We start from the raw sequence: 16,683 nt of genomic DNA on the forward strand, positions 1-16,683 counted from the left end.
CACACAGCGGACACGCGTCGAACCCCTTTCGACACCATCCACTCATCCGGGCACAATGCGGCGAATCGCCTTACTGTGCACCGGTCGTGCGAGCGGGCCGCCGCCGAAAGGGGTCCCTTCGACGCGAGGTCAGACCGTCCGGGACCGCAGCCCTTCGAGCAGGATGTCGAGCAGCCGGGTCGAGGCCGCCGCCTGCTGCGCCGGGTCCGGCAGCGCGGGCGCCGCCGTCGCTATCACCAGCAGCACATCGGCCACCGTGACATCGGCACGCAGCTCGCCGGCCTCCCGGGCGCGGTGTACCAGCCGGCCGACGACCTCCAGCAGCGCACCCGCACCCGCGTCGTCCGAGGGCTCGTCCTCGACCGCGGTGCGCGCGCCCACGACCCGCAGCTCGGGAGCCGTGGCCTGGCGCTGGTGCGGAACCCGCGCCGCCTCCGCCTCCTCGACCCCGTCCTCGGCGGTCGAGCCGACCCGCAGCACCTGCGGCGGCAGCAGCCGCCCGGCGCCCGAGGCCACGGAGGTCCGCAGGAAGCGCGACAGCGCCTGCCACGGCTCCTCCTCCTGGCCCAGTGCGGTCCTGGCCTGCTCGGTCAGCCGGGCGGTCTCCTCCTCGGCTATCCGTCGGACCAGGACGTCCTTGCTCGGGAACCGCCGGTACACGGTGCCGACACCGACCCGCGCGCGCCGCGCCACGTCCTCCATCGGAGCGCCGTAGCCCAGCTCGCCGAAGACCTCGCGGGCCGCTCGCAGCACGTGCTCCAGGTTGCGCTGGGCGTCCACGCGCAGCGGCGTGGACCGACCTACGCCGTGCGGGGCGCCGCCCGCGAGGGCGCGCCCGTTGCTCTCGACCGAAAGTGCGGTCGCAGAACCATGGAAATCGGAAATGTTCATATGTATCCCCCGGTAATCATTTGTCTCCCCCCGGAGACACTCCCCGCCTTCATGTCGAGGGGGCCACGGTCTCGGGCCCGGTCCTACTCCTCGACGAGTTACGAACATAGTTGAGCCAGAGTCAATTCAGAAGAGGCAGCCCCGGACGGACCACCGCCCGATCGGAGCATTCACCCCCACTTTTCCCTTACATGCCCTCGGAACCTCCCGATCCGCCCCCTCTGACCTGCGGACTTCCACCGCCGCCAGAGGTCGTCTTCCACCCCGTCCCAGCACCACCTCCGGTCACACAATTTGTCGGGCCTGTGGACAAACTCCCGGCCACGTTGCGTCATGGGATGGTGAAGGCTGCTAACTCCCGGGGCACGGCCCCCGGTACCCCGCCCCGCACGCGCATCCTCATCGTCGGCGGCGGCTACGTCGGCATGTATACGGCGCTCCGGCTCCAGCGAAAGCTGAGAGCCGGCGAAGCCGAGGTCACGGTGGTCACCGCCGAGCCCTACATGACGTACCAGCCCTTCCTCCCCGAAGCGGCCGCCGGCGCGATCTCCCCGCGCCACGTGGTGGTCCCGCTGCGCCGCGTCCTCGGCAAGTGCCGCATCGTCATCGGCCAGGCCCAGCGCATCGACCACTCCAAACGGACCGTGACCGTCAAGACCCTGGCCACGGCCGACGAGGGCGCGGGCCCGCTCGAGATGGAGTACGACGAACTCGTGCTCGCCCCGGGCTCCATCTCCCGCACCCTCCCCGTCCCGGGACTCGCCGACTACGCCATCGGATTCAAGACCGTCGAGGAGGCCATCGGCCTGCGCAACCACGTCATCGAACAGATGGACATCGCCTCCTCCACCCGCGATCCCGCCCTCCGCGACGCCGCTCTCACCTTCGTCTTCGTCGGCGGCGGCTTCGCGGGCGTCGAAGCCCTCGGCGAGCTGGAGGACATGGCCCGCTACGCGGCGCGGTACTACCACAACATCAAGCCCGAGGACATGAAGTGGGTCCTCGTCGAGGCCAGTGACCGGATCCTCCCCGAGGTCGGCCCCGAGATGGGCATCTACACCGTCCGCGAACTGCGCCGCCGCAACATCGACGTCCGCCTGGAGACCCGGCTCGAATCCTGCGAGGACCGCGTCGCCGTCCTCAGCGACGGCGCCCGCTTCCCCACCCGCACCGTCGTGTGGACCGCCGGCGTCAAACCGCACCCGATCCTGGCCGCCTGCGACCTGCCCAAGACCGATCGAGGCCGCCTCGCCTGCACCTCCTTCCTCACCGTCGAGGGAGTCGAGCACGCCTGGGCCGCCGGCGACGCCGCATCCGTCCCCGACATCACCGCGAGCGAGAAGGGGCACGAATGCGCCCCCAACGCCCAGCACGCCGTCCGCCAGGCCAAGGTCCTCGCCGACAACCTCCTCGCCGCCCTGCGCGGCGAGGTCCTGACCGAGTACGCCCACAAGTACGCCGGCTCGGTCGCCTCCCTCGGCTTCCACAAGGGCGTCGCCCACATCTACGGCCGCAAGCTCAAGGCCTACCCGGCCTGGTTCATGCACCGCGCCTACCACCTCAGCCGCGTCCCCAGCTTCAACCGCAAGATGCGGGTCCTCTCCGAATGGACCCTCTCCGGCCTCTTCAAGCGCGAGATCGTCTCCCTGGGTTCCCTCGAACACCCCAGGGCAGAATTCGAACGGGCCGTCGGTGGCGGCCCGAAGCACCCCTCCCCACCCTCCGCCCCCAACCCCCCGCAGAACAGCCAGGGCTGACGTTGTCAGTGCGGTCGGCCACACTGGACGTGTGACCATAGGTGGGCTCACACCTGCACAGAGTGACATCGTCCAGTCAGCGACCGCCCACGAGCGACACAGCGACCACTCGCGACACCACGAGGCTTGAACGCAGTGAACTTCACGCGCTGGAGCGCCCGGTTTCCCGGAACGCAGCGCCGCGCCGCCGCCCGGACCGAACATGCCGCCGCCCAGGCCAAGCGGGGTGAAGGCGCGGTCCCGGCAGCCCGCGGCGGCCGCGCCGACCCCGGTGCCGAGCGGTCCTCGCCCGCCGACGGGAGGCCCGCCGACCCCACGGTCTCCGGCACGGGGACGGGCACGACCCCGGCCCAGCGGCCGGACGTCCTCGCCGCCGTGCCCTCCCTCGACGAGCTCTCCGTACGCGAGGTCCTCGGCCGGCTCCCGGCCCTGGTCGCCCTCGTCCACGGCCCCGACCACCGCGTCGCCTACGTCAACGACGCCTACACCGCCGGCTTCGGCGCCCGCATCCCCGGCGCACCCGCCCACGAGGCCCTGCCCGAACTGGGCGAGCTCGGCCTCCTCCCGCTCCTCGACCAGGTCCAGCGCAGCGGCACGTCCCGTACGGCCAAGAACCGCACCGCACCGGGCGGCGGCAGCTCGTACACCGTCACCTGCACCCCGGTCGAGTTCCCCAAGACCGAAAACGGAACCGGCACCGAGACTGGAACCGGGACCGGGACCGGGACCGAGGCCGAAACCGGATCCGGATCCGGGAGCGAAGCGGAGGCCCACCACTCCGGCGTCCTCATCCACCTCGCCGACGTCACCGACCACGCCGAGGCCGTCGAGCGGCTCCGCGCCAGCGAGCGCCGCCAGCGCGAGGCCGCCGTCACCCTCCAGCGCTCCCTGCTCCCGCAGGAACTGGAACAGCCCGACGACCTGCGCATCGCCGCCACCTACCAGCCCGGCGGCACCGAGGCCGCCGTCGGCGGCGACTGGTACGACGTCATCACCCTCGGCGCCGGCCGCACCGCCCTCGTCATCGGCGACGTCATGGGCCGCGGAGTCCGCGCCGCCGCCGTCATGGGCCAGCTGCGCACCGCCGTCCGCGCCTACGCACGCCTCGACCTGCCCCCGCACGAGGTGCTCCAGCTCCTCGACGGCCTCGCCGCCGAGATCGACGCCAGCCAGATCGCCACCTGCGTGTACGCCGTCCACGACCCCAACGAGGGCCTGCTCGTGTACGCCTCCGCCGGCCACCTCCCGATCCTCGTCCGCGACGAGGACGGCACCGTCCGCAGAGCCGCCGACCCCACCGGCCCACCGCTGGGCACCGGCGGCTGGCTGCACACCTCGGGCACCATCGCGCTGGGCCCCGGCTCCACCGCCGTCCTCTACACCGACGGCCTGGTCGAACGCCGCGGCGAGGACATCGACGAGGGCGTCGCCGCCCTGGAACGCGCCCTCTCCGGCGCCCAGGGCACCCCGGCGGTCATCTGCGACCGCCTCATGCGCGCCCTCGGCGTGGACGCGGACCACGACGACGACGTCGCCGTGATGGTCCTCCAGCAGCCCGCCCGCACCGGAGCGGACGCCGAGCTCTTCCACAACGCCGCCCTGGAACTCCTCGGCGGCATCGAGGCGGCCCCGCGCGCCCGCGCCTTCGCCCAGGGCGTCCTCGCCTCCTGGCGGTTCCCGGTCGAGCTGTGCGACCTCGGCGTGCTGGCCGCCAGCGAGCTCGTCGCGAACTCCCTCCAGCACGGCACCCCGCCCATGCGCCTGCGGCTGCGCCGCACCGACCGCCGGCTGATCATCGAGGTCACCGACGGGGACGACCACCTCCCGCGCCGCCGCCGCGCCGAACCGGGCGACGAGACCGGCCGCGGCATCTCGATCATCGCCACCATCGCCTCCTCCTGGGGCTCCCGCCGCACCCCGGGCGGCGGCAAGGCCGTCTGGTGCGAGTTCGCCCTGCCGGACAAGCAGCCGGCCAAGTAGCCGAACAGCCGGAAGGCCCCGGTCCACCAGGACCGGGGCCTTCCGTACAGCTGCTCACTCGTACACGTACGTCCCTACGCTCCTACGCGTGCACGGGCTCCGCGGCGGCAGCCTTGACCGCCACACCCGGACCGCCCTGCGCCACGATCCGGCTGGCCAGCCACGGGTTGTCCTGCGCCGGGCTCAGCCGCCTGCCGAGCCGCAGCGCCAGGCCGGCGATCCCCAGCGACACGAGCACGAAGACACCGATGTAGAGCATCGGAACGCCCGCACCGAGCGGCACCCCGAGCGGCCCCAGCGCCAGCGCCATCTGCTTGACCAGCGCGAAGGCCGAGTTGTACTGGCCCACCGAGCCCTCGGGCGCCAGGTCGGCCACGAGCGGTGCCAGGGTCGGCGACAGCATGGCCTCGCCGATGCCGAAGAGCGCGTACGTGGTGATGAACGCGGCGGCGGCCATCAGGGCGCTGCCGTGCCCCAGACCCGAGAAGCCGGCGATGATCCACGCCCCGGTCCAGATCAGCCCGACGAGCGCGATCACCCGGGACCGGCGGCGCTTCTCGACCAGCCGGAGCACGACGAACTGCGCGATGACGATCGCACCGGTGTTGGCGGCGAGCGCGAAACCGAGGGTGGAGGGGGAGATCCCGGCGGCCTCGGTACCGAAGGCGGCCAGACCCGACTCGAACTGTCCGTAGCAGGCGAAGAACACCACGAAGCCCAGCACGCACAGCTGCACCATGGCCTTGTGCCGGAGCAGCCGCTTCCAGCCCCCGCCCGCGGCCTGCGTCGTGTCCTTGGGCCGGGCGTCCTTGAAGCCCTGACCCTGCGGCAGACGCACGGTGGCGATGACGCCGGCCAGCACCAGGAACATCACGGCCTCGATGCCGAACAGCAGGGTGAAGCTGCCGGGCCGGTTCTCGTCGACGATCTGGCCGCCGATGAGACCGCCGATGCCCAGACCCAGGTTCTGCATGAAGAACTGCAGGGCGAAGGCACGGGTCCGGGTGGACGGCGTGGAGCACCACACGATCATCGTGGCCAGGGCCGGCTGCATCACGGCCTGCCCGGCGCCGAGCGCCAGGGCGGACATCAGGATCGGCACGATGCCGGTGGACAGCCCGAGCGCGAGCGCACCCACCGAGGCGGCGACGGCCGCACCCATGACCACGGGCACCGGACCGCGGCGGTCGATGACCCGACCGGTGAAGGGCAGCGCGACGAGAGCGCCCAGGGCGAACGCCACGAACGCGCTCGTGGCGGCCATGGAGCCCAGATCTCGCACCTGCGCCACGTAGATGTAGAGGAACGGAACCGTGAAGCCGATGCCGAACGCCGTCAGTGCGTTCCCGGCCTGGATCCGCTGCATCGCAGCGCCCATCACCTTGGTCACTTCTCACCTGCCTTTGAGAGCCGAAGACTGAAGACTTCAGTACTTCATACCTAAACTTCGATGCTTAACTCTACACATCGAAGGAGTTAGACGCCAACGGGTTCGTGCGATACTTCGACCCATGGGTGACACCCCCGACGGCACTACGCCCGTCCACGAGCCGAGCCTCGATGAGCAGATCGCCGTCTATCAGCGCGAGTTCCAGGACCTCGACCCCCAGGTCGAGAAGGTCGTGTCGGCACTGAGCCGGCTGAACCGCCGGATGAACGTCGCGTACGGACGCCAGACCGCGGCCCTGGGCATCAGCAACGCGGAGTGGGAAGTCCTCAAGGCGCTGGTCATCTCGGGCTCCCCCTACCGGATGGGCCCGAGCGAACTGGCGAAGCAGCTGGGCCTCACGCCGGCGGCGATGACCCACCGGATCGACCGCATGACGGCGGAAGGACTGGTCACCCGCGAACGGGACGAGTCCAACCGGGTCCGCGTGATCGTGGAGCTCACCGACGAGGGCCGCAGCAAGTGGCTGGACGCGATGCGCGCGGCCACGGTCTTCGAGGAGGACCTCCTCCAGGACCTCTCCACGGCCGAGCGCGGGGTGCTGGGCGACATGCTCACCCGGCTGCTGGACCGCGTGGAGGACCTCCAGTCACCCAGCTGACCACCGGGGTTGACACGAACCCCGCGGGTCCGTAAGGTTCTTCGAGTTGCCCCAGAGCCGGAAGGTTTTGGCGACAACAACTCCCGCCGCCTCGTTGCGGCACCCAACTCAGCACGATCTCCCACTGGGAACGAATTCGGCGTGCCCGAATTCATTTCCGAAGGCCGATTATGAATCGCCGGGGAAATCCACTAGAGTTCGGGAGTCGGAAGGGCCCAACAGCCCGGAAGACAAGCCCCGCTGACTGGGGGTCAGGCCCGAAAGAGTCTGATAGAGTCGGAAACGCAAGAACAGAACGAAAGCCCGGAGGAAAGCCCGAGAGGGTGAGTACAAAGGAAGCGTCCGTTCCTTGAGAACTCAACAGCGTGCCAAAAATCAACGCCAAAAGTTGATACCCCGTCCATTTCGGTGGATGAGGTTCCTTTGAAAAAGACCTGCGGGGTCGTCTTCGGATGATGCTCGCAGGCAATTACACAGCGAGGACGTTGTGGCGCGTCGGTCTTATTCCGACCTGACGTGCCCGCTCTAAGTGATGTGTGCACCCGATTACGGGTAAACATTCATGGAGAGTTTGATCCTGGCTCAGGACGAACGCTGGCGGCGTGCTTAACACATGCAAGTCGAACGATGAAGCCCTTCGGGGTGGATTAGTGGCGAACGGGTGAGTAACACGTGGGCAATCTGCCCTTCACTCTGGGACAAGCCCTGGAAACGGGGTCTAATACCGGATACCACTCCTGCCCGCATGGGTAGGGGTTGAAAGCTCCGGCGGTGAAGGATGAGCCCGCGGCCTATCAGCTTGTTGGTGGGGTAATGGCCCACCAAGGCGACGACGGGTAGCCGGCCTGAGAGGGCGACCGGCCACACTGGGACTGAGACACGGCCCAGACTCCTACGGGAGGCAGCAGTGGGGAATATTGCACAATGGGCGAAAGCCTGATGCAGCGACGCCGCGTGAGGGATGACGGCCTTCGGGTTGTAAACCTCTTTCAGCAGGGAAGAAGCGAAAGTGACGGTACCTGCAGAAGAAGCGCCGGCTAACTACGTGCCAGCAGCCGCGGTAATACGTAGGGCGCAAGCGTTGTCCGGAATTATTGGGCGTAAAGAGCTCGTAGGCGGCTTGTCACGTCGGATGTGAAAGCCCGAGGCTTAACCTCGGGTCTGCATTCGATACGGGCTAGCTAGAGTGTGGTAGGGGAGATCGGAATTCCTGGTGTAGCGGTGAAATGCGCAGATATCAGGAGGAACACCGGTGGCGAAGGCGGATCTCTGGGCCATTACTGACGCTGAGGAGCGAAAGCGTGGGGAGCGAACAGGATTAGATACCCTGGTAGTCCACGCCGTAAACGTTGGGAACTAGGTGTTGGCGACATTCCACGTCGTCGGTGCCGCAGCTAACGCATTAAGTTCCCCGCCTGGGGAGTACGGCCGCAAGGCTAAAACTCAAAGGAATTGACGGGGGCCCGCACAAGCAGCGGAGCATGTGGCTTAATTCGACGCAACGCGAAGAACCTTACCAAGGCTTGACATATACCGGAAAGCATTAGAGATAGTGCCCCCCTTGTGGTCGGTATACAGGTGGTGCATGGCTGTCGTCAGCTCGTGTCGTGAGATGTTGGGTTAAGTCCCGCAACGAGCGCAACCCTTGTCCTGTGTTGCCAGCATGCCCTTCGGGGTGATGGGGACTCACAGGAGACCGCCGGGGTCAACTCGGAGGAAGGTGGGGACGACGTCAAGTCATCATGCCCCTTATGTCTTGGGCTGCACACGTGCTACAATGGCCGGTACAATGAGCTGCGATACCGTGAGGTGGAGCGAATCTCAAAAAGCCGGTCTCAGTTCGGATTGGGGTCTGCAACTCGACCCCATGAAGTCGGAGTTGCTAGTAATCGCAGATCAGCATTGCTGCGGTGAATACGTTCCCGGGCCTTGTACACACCGCCCGTCACGTCACGAAAGTCGGTAACACCCGAAGCCGGTGGCCCAACCCGTAAGGGAGGGAGCTGTCGAAGGTGGGACTGGCGATTGGGACGAAGTCGTAACAAGGTAGCCGTACCGGAAGGTGCGGCTGGATCACCTCCTTTCTAAGGAGCACAGTACCGATTGCAGACAAACGTTCTGCACGGTCAGCTCAGGGTGGAACGTTGATTAGTTGGCATCTTCGGTCTGATGGTTCTCGAGTACTGCTTCGGCGTGGAAAGAGGAGACGGACGATCGGGGATGCTTGGCACGTTGTTGGGTCCTGAAGGTACGGCCGTAAGGTCATGTCTTCAGTGCCGGCCCCGGTGAAGCATTCCTGAGGGAGTGTGTGACGGGTGGCTGGTCGTTGTTTGAGAACTACACAGTGGACGCGAGCATCTGTGGCCAAGTTTTTAAGGGCGCACGGTGGATGCCTTGGCACCAGGAACCGATGAAGGACGTGAGAGGCCGCGATAGGCCCCGGGGAGCTGCCAACTGAGCTTTGATCCGGGGGTGTCCGAATGGGGAAACCCGGCAGTCGTCATGGGCTGTCACCCACTGCTGAACACATAGGCAGTGTGGAGGGAACGCGGGGAAGTGAAACATCTCAGTACCCGCAGGAAGAGAAAACAACCGTGATTCCGGGAGTAGTGGCGAGCGAAACCGGATGAGGCCAAACCGTATGCGTGTGATACCCGGCAGGGGTTGCGCATGCGGGGTTGTGGGAATTCTTTTGATCGGTCTGCCGGCCGGTCGGCGAGTCAGAAACCGTTGATGTAGTCGAAGGACATGCGAAAGGTCCGGCGTAGAGGGTAAGACCCCCGTAGACGAAACATCAGCGGCTTGCTTAAGAATCTCCCAAGTAGCACGGGGCCCGAGAAATCCCGTGTGAATCTGGCGGGACCACCCGCTAAGCCTAAATATTCCCTGGTGACCGATAGCGGATAGTACCGTGAGGGAATGGTGAAAAGTACCGCGGGAGCGGAGTGAAATAGTACCTGAAACCGTGTGCCTACAAGCCGTGGGAGCGTCGCCGTTGTTCTTCGGAACAACGGTCGTGACTGCGTGCCTTTTGAAGAATGAGCCTGCGAGTTAGCGGTGTGTAGCGAGGTTAACCCGTGTGGGGAAGCCGTAGCGAAAGCGAGTCCGAATAGGGCGATTGAGTTGCACGCTCTAGACCCGAAGCGGAGTGATCTAGCCATGGGCAGGTTGAAGCGGAGGTAAGACTTCGTGGAGGACCGAACCCACCAGGGTTGAAAACCTGGGGGATGACCTGTGGTTAGGGGTGAAAGGCCAATCAAACTCCGTGATAGCTGGTTCTCCCCGAAATGCATTTAGGTGCAGCGTCACGTGTTTCTTGCCGGAGGTAGAGCACTGGATAGGCGATGGGCCCTACCGGGTTACTGACCTTAGCCAAACTCCGAATGCCGGTAAGTGAGAGCGTGGCAGTGAGACTGTGGGGGATAAGCTCCATGGTCGAGAGGGAAACAGCCCAGAGCATCGACTAAGGCCCCTAAGCGTACGCTAAGTGGGAAAGGATGTGGAGTCGCAGAGACAACCAGGAGGTTGGCTTAGAAGCAGCCACCCTTGAAAGAGTGCGTAATAGCTCACTGGTCAAGTGATTCCGCGCCGACAATGTAGCGGGGCTCAAGCGTACCGCCGAAGTCGTGTCATTGCAGCAATAGGGCCAACGCCCGCTGTGATGGGTAGGGGAGCGTCGTGTGCCGGGTGAAGCAGCAGCGGAAGCTAGTTGTGGACGGTTCACGAGTGAGAATGCAGGCATGAGTAGCGATACACACGTGAGAAACGTGTGCGCCGATTGACTAAGGGTTCCTGGGTCAAGCTGATCTGCCCAGGGTAAGTCGGGACCTAAGGCGAGGCCGACAGGCGTAGTCGATGGACAACCGGTTGATATTCCGGTACCCGCTTTGAAACGCCCAATATCGAATCCTCTAATGCTAAGGCCGTGAAGCCGTTCCGGAGCCTTCGGGCAAGGGAAAGTGGTGGAGCCGCCGATCCAAGGTGGTAGTAGGTAAGCGATGGGGTGACGCAGGAAGGTAGTCCAGCCCGGGCGGTGGTTGTCCCGGGGTAAGGGTGTAGGCCGAGGGGTAGGCAAATCCGTCCCTCATATAAGGCTGAGACCTGATGCCGAGCCGATTGTGGTGAAGTGGATGATCCTATGCTGTCGAGAAAAGCCTCTAGCGAGTTTCATGGCGGCCCGTACCCTAAACCGACTCAGGTGGTCAGGTAGAGAATACCGAGGCGTTCGGGTGAACTATGGTTAAGGAACTCGGCAAAATGCCCCCGTAACTTCGGGAGAAGGGGGGCCATCACTGGTGATCGGATTTACTCCGTGAGCTGGGGGTGGCCGCAGAGACCAGCGAGAAGCGACTGTTTACTAAAAACACAGGTCCGTGCGAAGCCGTAAGGCGATGTATACGGACTGACGCCTGCCCGGTGCTGGAACGTTAAGGGGACCGGTTAGTGCGCTTTCGGGCGTGCGAAGCTGAGAACTTAAGCGCCAGTAAACGGCGGTGGTAACTATAACCATCCTAAGGTAGCGAAATTCCTTGTCGGGTAAGTTCCGACCTGCACGAATGGCGTAACGACTTCTCGACTGTCTCAACCATAGGCCCGGTGAAATTGCACTACGAGTAAAGATGCTCGTTTCGCGCAGCAGGACGGAAAGACCCCGGGACCTTTACTATAGTTTGATATTGGTGTTCGGTTCGGCTTGTGTAGGATAGGTGGGAGACTTTGAAACCCCAACGCCAGTTGGGGTGGAGTCGTCGTTGAAATACCACTCTGGTCGTGCTGGATGTCTAACCTCGGTCCGTGATCCGGATCAGGGACAGTGTCTGATGGGTAGTTTAACTGGGGCGGTTGCCTCCCAAAGAGTAACGGAGGCGCCCAAAGGTTCCCTCAGCCTGGTTGGCAATCAGGTGTTGAGTGTAAGTGCACAAGGGAGCTTGACTGTGAGACCGACGGGTCGAGCAGGGACGAAAGTCGGGACTAGTGATCCGGCGGTGGCTTGTGGAAGCGCCGTCGCTCAACGGATAAAAGGTACCCCGGGGATAACAGGCTGATCTTCCCCAAGAGTCCATATCGACGGGATGGTTTGGCACCTCGATGTCGGCTCGTCGCATCCTGGGGCTGGAGTCGGTCCCAAGGGTTGGGCTGTTCGCCCATTAAAGCGGTACGCGAGCTGGGTTTAGAACGTCGTGAGACAGTTCGGTCCCTATCCGCTGTGCGCGTAGGAATATTGAGAAGGGCTGTCCCTAGTACGAGAGGACCGGGACGGACGAACCTCTGGTGTGCCAGTTGTCCTGCCAAGGGCATGGCTGGTTGGCTACGTTCGGGAGGGATAACCGCTGAAAGCATCTAAGCGGGAAGCCTGCTTCAAGATGAGTATTCCCACCTCCTTGAGAGGGTAAGGCTCCCAGTAGACGACTGGGTTGATAGGCCAGATGTGGAAGCCCGGTAACGGGTGAAGCTGACTGGTACTAATAGGCCGAGGGCTTGTCCTCAGTTGCTCGCGTCCACTGTGTTAGTTCTGAAATAACGAACAGCTGTGAAAACACCAGCGTTCAAATTTCATAGTGTTTCGGTGGTCATAGCGTTAGGGAAACGCCCGGTTACATTCCGAACCCGGAAGCTAAGCCTTTCAGCGCCGATGGTACTGCAGGGGGGACCCTGTGGGAGAGTAGGACGCCGCCGAACAATCATTGCGGGAAGCCCCGCACCAGACCCTTCGGGGTCCGGTGCGGGGCTTTTCTGCGTTCACCGGCAAGTCGTCGGGCTCGGCTGGGTATCCTGGCCAGCGTTCCTCTGGAGGACACGATGACTGCACAGCAGTGGGAAGCCGGCGGGCCGCTCATCCCTCAGCCGGCGATGACACGGGAAGCACTGCGGGACGCCGTGCGCCGGATCGACATGGCCAACCTGGCCGTGCTCGACAAGGAATGCAACGAGGCCTTCGACCGTGCCGCGGAGACCGGTGCCATCAACCCGCTGCGGTTCTTCCTCATCAAGTGGGCCACGCACGTGGCCATCCACCGGTGGCCGGCGCGATCGGCGGCATTGCAGGAGGCGGAACGCGTCGCGGGAGATCCGGACGCCACGGAGGAACAGTTCCGGGCCGCCATGGAGACCAGCAGCCGCATCCTTGCCGAGGCTCAGCGCGAGATCGGTCAGTGACGCTGCGGGGCGAGGGCGTGGAGAACGACGGCGGCTGGGCGTGGGAGTGCGATCCCAGTCGGCTGTGGGTCCTCGGCGACATGCCCGCGGAGCACCAGGACCTGGTCGGCTCCGTCATGGACGGCCTGGTCGACTTGGCGTCGATGGCCATCGACCCCAAGGACGGCAGCCTCTACGAGGATCCCCACCCGATGCGGCTGCGTACGTACGAGGACGAGCACCTGATGGTCTGGTACCAGACCATCCCGCACCGCCGCCGGGTCTACCTCAAGCGCGTCAATCTCTGAGACGAGACCGCGCTCGAGCTCGCATCGGCCGGCCGGCAGACCGGGCTGTCACCGCTCGTTGTCACAGGCCGGGCCTACCGTTCGCCTATGGGTGTTCCCGACGTCATCCCGATCAGACATGAGCCTGATTACCGCACGCGCACCATCGGGCGCTGGCAGGGCGGCCAGTTCTTCGCCTCGGTCACTGCGGCCTTCCCCGAGGGCTGGAGCGGCGACGACTGGCAGTCCCAGAAGCGTTGGTGCGCGGTGCTCCATCACTTCGAGGGCGCGGGCCGGCACCTGGATTCGCGCATCCGGTTCACCGGCACGACGGCGGACGGCGAAGGGAAGGCGATTGCTGCCGCACGCCGGCTGCTTGCCGAGTGGCTGGACGCCCTTCCGGAGCGGCAGTACCAGGACATCGCGATCGCACCCTTCGCCATTCGGTTCGAGGGCGCCCTGTTCGGCCTGGTCCTGGAGGAAGACGAAGAGGAGCACGAGGAGGAAGCCGACCGTGTGTGGGCCGAGTTCTACCCCGACGGCCTGGGCTTCTACGCGCCCTGGGACGGCGAGTACGACACCTGAGCAGGAGACGACACGGACGGCCAGGAGCAGCAGGCCGCGGTCTGAGAAGCCAATCCGGACGCGGGCGGGCGAGGCGGAGCCGGGTGTGGGCGGCGTTCACCAGGCGCGGGCGGGCCCAGCCGAAGATCTGCTCGAGCAGGAGGAAGGCGTGCTCCCGGTCGAAGCCGCGGAGGAATGCCCGCCGGCAGCGGTCCACCTCGGCGGGGGCGCCGCCTCACTCGGTCCGAACGGAGCCGGCCAGTGCTCGGGCGCCGGCGCCAGGTCCGCCAGGGGCTTCACCGGCCCGTCGGTGCACAGCACCGCGTCCGTAGAAGACACCTCGGAAGCGCGACAGTTCCGCGCACGGCTCGCACTGCACGCCCTGTTCCAAGACTCCGCATTGTTGGAACCCGGACGTGAGGCAAGAAGCCAAGCTCCAGTGGGCAGAGCGCTGCGTGCATTGAGCGTGATCCTGGCCCGGGGAGGACGCGGTGGGGACTGGAGCATGCGGGCGCCGGCCTTGACCGCGCGTCGCGGGCAGCGGGCCGCGGCGCGCTGGTGCCCTGCTCCTGCGTTAGTGGCGCAGGGCCCACGGGTCGTCGTACCCCACCGGTTCGGGCTGTTCGGGGTGGAGCATCTTTCGGACGCAGCGCTGCAGTCCCGTCTCGCCGGATCCGCCGGCGAAAGCCATCCAGGGCAGGTCGTGCATGGTGTGGGCGCGTTCGTCGGTGGTGAGGTCGTCGACGGTGGCGCGCAGGTCGTCGGGGGCGGGTTCGTTGGTGAGGCAGAGCCAGCCGATCGCGGCGGCCAGCCGGACCTCGGGCGCCTGTGTCCGGTCGCGCCACCGTTCTTGCATCCACGTGGTGGTCGGCGGGTGGGGGTGGGTGCGGGTGGCTTCGGCGGTGGCGAGGACCAGGGCAGCGCGGACGATCGGGTCCTGCTCCGCGGCGAGCCGGGCGCGGAAGGCGGCACGGACCGCACGGTCGGAGTCGCTGGCGGTGGCCAGTGCGTAGGCGGCGTGGATGCGGATCGCGGGGTCGGGGTCGCCGAGAAGTGGCTGCAGGAGGGCGGTGTCGGCGGTGATCGCGGCCCGGGCGGCGGCGACCGACCAGCCCGCCGGGTAGCCGGTCACCTCGACGCCGTAGTCGTCGTAGTCGTCGCAGAGGTCGTCGTACTGGGTGTTGCCGCGATGGAGCAGCAGTTCGTCGCGGGAGGCGACGCCGAAGTAGCGGGCGCGGGCCGGGGAGGAGACTTCGGCGAGCGCGTCGGCACGGTAGGGGTGGCGGGTGTCGGCGGCGATCCGGATCAGGAACGGTACGGCGAGCACGGCGGCGGCACGCATGTCGTTGGCACACATGCCGCCCACAACGCCCGTTCCGGCGACGCGAGGCGAGTCGCCGGTGTGCAGCAGGTGAACGGCCTCCCTGACACGATTCCCCTGTGGGAAGTGCTCCCAGGGGACTTCGTCGAGCAGGAATCCGTCCCTGGCCTCGGGCCGAATGCCTGCCACCACGGCCCGCACGTCGTACGGCCCGCCCACGAATGAGGACAGTTCCGCCCCGTCCACCAACGCCTCGCACATCACAAAGGTCGGATCGGTCCGCCACTCGTCCACGTCACACCACCCCACCGCCGCATCTGATCGGAGCTGATCATGCCCGAGGGGACCGACATCGGTGCCGATGCACTGGCCTCGCGCCGCGGGGCGAACACGAGGTAGGCCTTTCCGAGACAGGCCTCGCGGACGGGCGATGATCAGGCCTGCCTGTTCGAAGCGGATGTTGAACGACAAGCTCAGTCGGGTTGGCTGGCGTGGGGGCATGCGCCGTGGCTTAGCCCCTGCGGTTGGGGTTCCACTCGAAGGTCATGGGACCTGTTTCCACGACTTCGCTGGGCCAGGTCTCTCGAACCTGCTCAAGTCGCTGGCGGTGGTCCTGGATCCACGTCTCCTGTGGCGCGATTCCCATTGCGAGGCTCATGCGGTCGGGGTCCTGGACCATCAACGACAACGTCCGGTCCTCGTGCATGAAGAAGCCGAGACTCAGCCCGCGGTCGCCACCGATGGTTGCGCCTTTGCCCGGTGCGAGCCGGGTCAGGTCGTGCTGCCAGGTGTCGAGGTCCTGCGGGAGTATGTAGAGCTCAAGCCTGGCATCGGCAAAGCTCGCGGAGACCAGGACATCGGCTTGCAGAGTGTCGTGGCCTGTCAGCACTCCGGGCTGATAGCGGCCGGTCACGCGGACGACGCAGCGGTTGCCGTCCGCGTCTCCCAAATCGATCAGGTCCACGGGGGCTGGTTCAGTCACTGCTGGTCTCGCTCGCTCTCTTGTGCGGGGCTGACCTGCATCCTCTCGTATCGCCGACGGGTATGTCGGGCAATGCGCGAGAGCAGGTGGATGCGGCCGTCGTTGTGGAGTGCGGCGTCTGCGGGGCGCGGTGGATCGCCGGGTCGGACCGTCGGTCGAGCGCCATGCATTGCTCGGGGCGGTGCACGTGAGGGCCTGGAGTGCTCGGAACGAATCGTTCGGCGAAAGGTCACCTGGGCCGTCGGCACGCTCGTGACCCGCTGCATCAGGCGTAGTCCCGGAATCCGGGCCGAACACGCGCACCAGAATCGATCGATCTGGTTCAGACAGGCTGCCTGAACCGGAGAACCGACCGCCTACAGGCCGGCACGGGCGAGGAGGTCTTCTGCCTGTTCTCGCGTGAGCTTGGGTGGAGCCTGTGTGGGGGGAGGGCATGTGTGGGGGTTTCGACGGAAGGACAGAAACCAGTTGGTCATCGGATCGTCAGTCGCCAAGGTGGCCACGATGCTGTCACGCAGCGTTGGGGGAGTGTCCGGACGCGCGGCGATCGCGCTACGGACGAAGGGGTCCGGGTCCTGTGCCAGCACTCCCCGCAGCTCGGCGGACAGGTCTGGATGGGTGGCCACGGCCTCGCGAACGCCGGAATCCGGGTCAGCGGCCAGCTCCGGGGACGGATCGGCATAGCGGACAGCGGTGGCACGGGTCTGCGGATCAGCAA

General features: G+C 65.9%; 11 protein-coding genes and 3 rRNA genes (1 of these 14 cut by a window edge). 9 read left to right on the plus strand and 5 right to left on the minus strand.

Annotation, left to right across the window (positions count from 1 at the left end):
• Positions 1-129 precede the first annotated feature (129 nt).
• Positions 130-891, minus strand: coding sequence for a TetR/AcrR family transcriptional regulator (locus tag OG534_RS19415; RefSeq protein WP_326589340.1), 762 nt, complete (start codon positions 889-891; stop codon positions 130-132).
• A 338-nt stretch (positions 892-1,229) separates the two neighbouring features.
• Between OG534_RS19415 and OG534_RS19420 the strand changes: the two genes are divergently transcribed.
• Together OG534_RS19420 and OG534_RS19425 are read left to right on the plus strand one after the other, a co-directional pair.
• A complete protein-coding gene (locus OG534_RS19420; protein ID WP_326589342.1) occupies positions 1,230-2,648 on the plus strand; it encodes an NAD(P)/FAD-dependent oxidoreductase in 1,419 nt (472 codons plus the stop codon).
• A 135-nt stretch (positions 2,649-2,783) separates the two neighbouring features.
• Complete coding sequence (locus OG534_RS19425) at positions 2,784-4,628, plus strand: ATP-binding SpoIIE family protein phosphatase (RefSeq protein ID WP_326593704.1); 1,845 nt, start codon at positions 2,784-2,786, stop codon at positions 4,626-4,628.
• An 82-nt stretch (positions 4,629-4,710) separates the two neighbouring features.
• Here the strand turns inward: OG534_RS19425 and OG534_RS19430 are convergent, their stop codons facing one another.
• On the minus strand, positions 4,711-6,006 hold the full coding sequence (locus OG534_RS19430) for an MFS transporter (RefSeq protein WP_326593705.1): 1,296 nt from the start codon (positions 6,004-6,006) through the stop codon (positions 4,711-4,713).
• A 133-nt stretch (positions 6,007-6,139) separates the two neighbouring features.
• Here OG534_RS19430 and OG534_RS19435 point away from each other — a divergent pair, with 133 nt between their 5' ends.
• From OG534_RS19435 to OG534_RS19465, 7 genes are all read left to right on the plus strand, one after another.
• Positions 6,140-6,676 (plus strand): MarR family winged helix-turn-helix transcriptional regulator, encoded by a 537-nt coding sequence (locus OG534_RS19435; RefSeq protein WP_319733805.1) that lies wholly within the window; start codon positions 6,140-6,142, stop codon positions 6,674-6,676.
• Positions 6,677-7,235: 559 nt separating this feature from the next.
• Positions 7,236-8,760 (plus strand): 16S ribosomal RNA (locus OG534_RS19440).
• Positions 8,761-9,038: 278 nt separating this feature from the next.
• Positions 9,039-12,162 (plus strand): 23S ribosomal RNA (locus OG534_RS19445).
• 76 nt (positions 12,163-12,238) lie between these two features.
• A 5S ribosomal RNA gene (gene rrf, locus OG534_RS19450) occupies positions 12,239-12,355 on the plus strand.
• Together the 16S, 23S and 5S rRNA genes form the textbook arrangement of a ribosomal RNA operon.
• 120 nt (positions 12,356-12,475) lie before the next feature.
• Entirely contained in the window at positions 12,476-12,832 is a 357-nt protein-coding gene (locus tag OG534_RS19455; protein ID WP_326589345.1) for a hypothetical protein, read from the plus strand.
• Complete coding sequence (locus OG534_RS19460; RefSeq protein WP_326589348.1) at positions 12,829-13,119, plus strand: hypothetical protein; 291 nt, start codon at positions 12,829-12,831, stop codon at positions 13,117-13,119. The genes OG534_RS19455 and OG534_RS19460 overlap by 4 nt, the downstream gene beginning before the upstream one ends.
• A gap of 87 nt (positions 13,120-13,206) precedes the next feature.
• Positions 13,207-13,683 (plus strand): hypothetical protein, encoded by a 477-nt coding sequence (locus tag OG534_RS19465; protein WP_326589349.1) that lies wholly within the window; start codon positions 13,207-13,209, stop codon positions 13,681-13,683.
• A gap of 553 nt (positions 13,684-14,236) precedes the next feature.
• Here OG534_RS19465 and OG534_RS19470 read toward each other — a convergent pair.
• From OG534_RS19470 to OG534_RS19480, 3 genes are all read right to left on the minus strand, one after another.
• Positions 14,237-15,277 (minus strand): hypothetical protein, encoded by a 1,041-nt coding sequence (locus OG534_RS19470; RefSeq protein ID WP_326589351.1) that lies wholly within the window; start codon positions 15,275-15,277, stop codon positions 14,237-14,239.
• A gap of 217 nt (positions 15,278-15,494) precedes the next feature.
• Complete coding sequence (locus OG534_RS19475; RefSeq protein WP_326589352.1) at positions 15,495-15,947, minus strand: DUF5959 family protein; 453 nt, start codon at positions 15,945-15,947, stop codon at positions 15,495-15,497.
• A 374-nt stretch (positions 15,948-16,321) separates the two neighbouring features.
• Positions 16,322-16,683, minus strand: partial view of a hypothetical protein gene (locus OG534_RS19480; protein WP_326589353.1) — the 3' end only. It continues 403 nt past the right edge of the window; 362 of the gene's 765 nt are visible here — the last part of the coding sequence; the start codon falls outside the window, past its right edge; the stop codon is at positions 16,322-16,324.

It is taken from the genome of Streptomyces sp. NBC_01294 (assembly GCF_035917235.1).
GTDB classification, from domain to species: domain Bacteria; phylum Actinomycetota; class Actinomycetes; order Streptomycetales; family Streptomycetaceae; genus Streptomyces; species Streptomyces caledonius.